The organism is Frateuria sp. (genome assembly GCF_035695185.1).
In the GTDB taxonomy this organism is placed as follows: Bacteria; Pseudomonadota; Gammaproteobacteria; order Xanthomonadales; family Rhodanobacteraceae; genus Frateuria_A.
On the sequence record NZ_DASSES010000188.1, the window covers coordinates 1 to 3,160 of the forward strand.

Genomic DNA, 3,160 nt, shown 5'->3' on the forward strand with positions numbered 1-3,160 from the left:
GTCAACGCGCCGAGCACCCAGGCCAGCGGGCGCATGAACAGGCGGCGCAGTTCCAGCCGCGTCATGGCGCTCATGCGGCGGCCTTCGCGGTGGCGATGGCGAAGAAGCGCCGCTCCAGCGCGGCGTGGTCGTCCTTCGCCAGCGCGCCGTCGTGGCGCAGCGTGCCCTCGTGCAGGATCGCCACGCGATCGCACACGGCAGTCACCTCGGCCAGCACGTGGGTGGACAGGATCACTGCGGTGCCGGCGCCCGCCTGCTCGCGGATAAGCACGCGCAGTGCAGCGACCTGCACGGGGTCGAGCGCGTTGCCGGGTTCGTCCAGCACCAGCAGCGCCGGCTGGTGGAGCAGGGCGCAGGCCAGCCCCAGGCGCTGGCGCTGGCCCTGCGAGAGCACGCCGGCGAGACGGCGTTCCAGCGGGGCGAGCTCGAGCCGCTCGACGACGCGCTCGCGCGCCAGCCTCAGCGACGCGCCGGCCAGTCCGCGCAGGCGGCCATGCGCGTCCAGATGTTCCCTTACCGTCAGTTCCTGCCACAGCGGGGCACGTTCGGGCAGCCAGCCCACCAGGCGACGGGCGAGTGTCGGATGCTCCGCGAGGTCTTCGCCATCGAGCAGGATGCGGCCGGCGTCCGGCGCCAAGGCGCCGGCGATCATCGACAGTGTGGTCGACTTGCCGGCGCCGTTGACACCCAGCAGGCCCAGCACCTGGCCCCGCTCCAGCGCCAGATCGAGGTCCTGCACCGCCGGCCGGCCGGCGCGCCGGCGGCTGGCTTTCTCAAGCATTAACAGCGGTTGTGGCAGAGTCATTGCATGATTGTCACGGCGCCCCCACGTTTACACAACCTGCGGGTTGCTTCACGCATGCACGAAGCGCAAAGCGCCATGCTGGCGGGTACGGAAACCCCTCCGATAGACTGCCTTTCAACTTCCCCGGTATTTTCCTGATGCTCGACACGGTGCTGACCTTTCTCTCCAACGGCGTGACGCACGCCAGTTGGCCGGCCATGCTGCTGTACATGCTGGTGATGACCCAGCTCACCATCTTCACGGTGACGCTTTATCTGCATCGCAGCCAGACCCACCGGGGCGTGGACTTCCACCCGGTGCTGGCGCACTTTTTCCGCTTCTGGGGCTGGCTGACCACCGGCATGGTCACCAAGGAGTGGGTCGCGGTGCATCGCAAGCACCACGCCAAGGTGGAGACCGAGGAAGATCCCCACAGCCCGATGATCTACGGCATCAAGAAGGTGTTCTGGGACGGCGTCTCGCTGTATCGCGATGCCTGCGAGTCGAAGCAGGACATGGAGCAGTACGGCCGCGGCACGCCCGACGACTGGGTCGAGCACAACCTCTACGGGGCCCATCCCTACTGGGGGCCGACCTTGATGCTGCTGATCAGCCTGGCGCTGTTCGGCGTGATCGGTGCGGCGCTGTGGGCGGTCCAGATGATCTGGATCCCGTTCTGGGCCGCCGGCTTCGTCAACGGCATCGGCCACTGGGCCGGCTATCGCAATTTCGAGAGCGCCGATACCGCTCGCAACCTGATCCCCTGGGGTTTCTGGATCGGCGGTGAGGAGCTGCACAATAACCATCATGCGTTCCCCAGCTCGGCGAAGTTCGCCCTGCGCAAGTGGGAGTTCGACATCGGCTGGGCGGCGATCTGCGCCCTGCGCGCGGTGGGCCTGGCCAAGGTGCTGCGTGTCGCGCCGTCGCTGGACGTGCGCCCGAACGTCAATCTGCCGGATGCCGAGACGCTCAAGGCCGTGCTGACGCATCGCTTCCAGGCGATGACCGATTACTACCGCGGCGTCATCATGCCGACCTTGCGCGAGGAGGCCGCCCACGCCGGCGACAACCTCAAGTCGATGCCGCGCCGGATGCGCCGTGCGCTGGCCGACGGTGGCCGGTGGCTGGACAGCGAAGGCAGTGCCCGCCTGCAGGCCGTGCTGGCCAAGCGCCCGACCCTGCGCACCGTGTGCGACTTCCGCGCCCGCCTGGCGGCGCTGATGGAACAGCGTGGCGCCGAGCAGACCCTGAAGGGCCTGCAGCAGTGGATCGCCGAAGCCGAGCAAAGCGGCATCCGCTCGCTGCAGGAGTTCGCGGAGCGCCTGAAAGGCTACCGCGTCGCCACCGCCTGAAGTATCGCGCCTGGATGAAAAAGGCCCGCCTCGATGGCGGGCCTTTTCTTTGTCAGGCGCAGGTCAGAGGTTTGCTGGCCCCTTGGCAAGCCAGCGCAGGATCACCCGCTTCTCGTAGCGCAGGGTGTCCGTATCGGCGAAGCGGCCGGCGCTGTCGTAGAGGAAGCCCACGTCGGTGAGCTTGCGGTCACCCTCGCGGATGACCTGTCCCTGGCTGTCGAGCAGGCGGAAATGCAGCGCGATCCGCGGCGGGTAGACCGACTTGACCACGCGTATCGGCTCGGCCGGCCCGGTCATGGGCAGGAAGGACCCGGCGCGGTCGACGTCGGTGACGACGATATCCAGGGTCTGCCCCGGCTCCAGCCTGGCGGCGGCCTGTTTCTCGATGTAGCGCTTGAGCGTCTCCAGGTAGCCGGGGTCGGCGCGCGAAGGCGCGAACGCCCGCACCTCCTTCGTCTCGGTGAAGTTCTCGGGGTGGTCATAGCGGACGCTGACCGTGCCGGTGGCGGCCGCGGCCGCGGAAAAGGCCAGGGCGAGGGCCAGGCCGACGGTGAAGCGGAGTGGGCGCTTGGACATGGCGTATCTCCGGTGACGATGCGAAACCAGGATAGGGGATGGCGTGCAAACGCGGCGCGAGGTGGCCCGCCGCCATGGAAACGCCTGAGTGCGCGGGCCGTGGACAGCCGTGCCACGGCAACCCGTATGGCGGCCATCCTTAAGCGGCCGGGGCTGTGGAGACCGGACGCGGCCGATCCCGGCGGCTGACCGGCACGCGTGGCCACGAGGGCCGGCGCGGGTGGCCACGAGGGCCGGCGCGGGTGGCCGCAAGCAAGGGCCTGCCTGTCCGCAGCCAAAAGAAAACCCGCCGGGTGGCGGGTTTTCCTCGAAGATCACTTGATCTTGCCTTCCTTGTAGATCACGTGCTTGCGCACGACCGGATCGTACTTCTTGAACTCGAACTTTTCCGGCGTGTTCTTCTTGTTCTTCTGCGTGGTGTAGAAGTGGCCGGTGCCGGCCGAGGAGA

4 protein-coding genes are annotated in these 3,160 nt (G+C 68.0%); 1 reads left to right on the forward strand and 3 read right to left on the reverse strand.

The window, feature by feature from the left end; all coding sequences use genetic code 11:
- Positions 1 to 70: 70 nt before the first annotated feature.
- Positions 71 to 781 carry an ABC transporter ATP-binding protein gene (locus VFH59_RS15045; RefSeq protein ID WP_325165725.1) on the reverse strand — a complete coding sequence of 237 codons (711 nt, stop codon included), beginning with the start codon at positions 779 to 781 and terminating at the stop codon, positions 71 to 73.
- A 161-nt stretch (positions 782 to 942) separates the two neighbouring features.
- Here VFH59_RS15045 and VFH59_RS15050 point away from each other — a divergent pair, with 161 nt between their 5' ends.
- Positions 943 to 2,136: a DesA family fatty acid desaturase gene (locus VFH59_RS15050; protein WP_325165726.1), complete on the forward strand. Its 1,194-nt coding sequence runs from the start codon at positions 943 to 945 to the stop codon at positions 2,134 to 2,136.
- 63 nt (positions 2,137 to 2,199) lie between these two features.
- Here VFH59_RS15050 and VFH59_RS15055 read toward each other — a convergent pair whose 3' ends face one another.
- Complete coding sequence (locus VFH59_RS15055) at positions 2,200 to 2,712, reverse strand: DUF3016 domain-containing protein (RefSeq protein ID WP_325165727.1); 513 nt, start codon at positions 2,710 to 2,712, stop codon at positions 2,200 to 2,202.
- 314 nt (positions 2,713 to 3,026) lie between these two features.
- Positions 3,027 to 3,160 (reverse strand): 50S ribosomal protein L33 (rpmG, locus tag VFH59_RS15060; RefSeq protein WP_325165728.1); only part of this gene is annotated, 134 nt, incomplete at its 5' end.

Coding starts and splice junctions, on each gene's coding strand:
- VFH59_RS15045 (WP_325165725.1), bottom strand. CDS start 781: ATGCTTGAGAAAGCCAGCCGCCGGCGCGCCGGCCGGCCGGCGGTGCAG.
- VFH59_RS15055 (WP_325165727.1), bottom strand. CDS start 2,712: ATGTCCAAGCGCCCACTCCGCTTCACCGTCGGCCTGGCCCTCGCCCTG.
- VFH59_RS15050 (WP_325165726.1), top strand. CDS start 943: ATGCTCGACACGGTGCTGACCTTTCTCTCCAACGGCGTGACGCACGCC.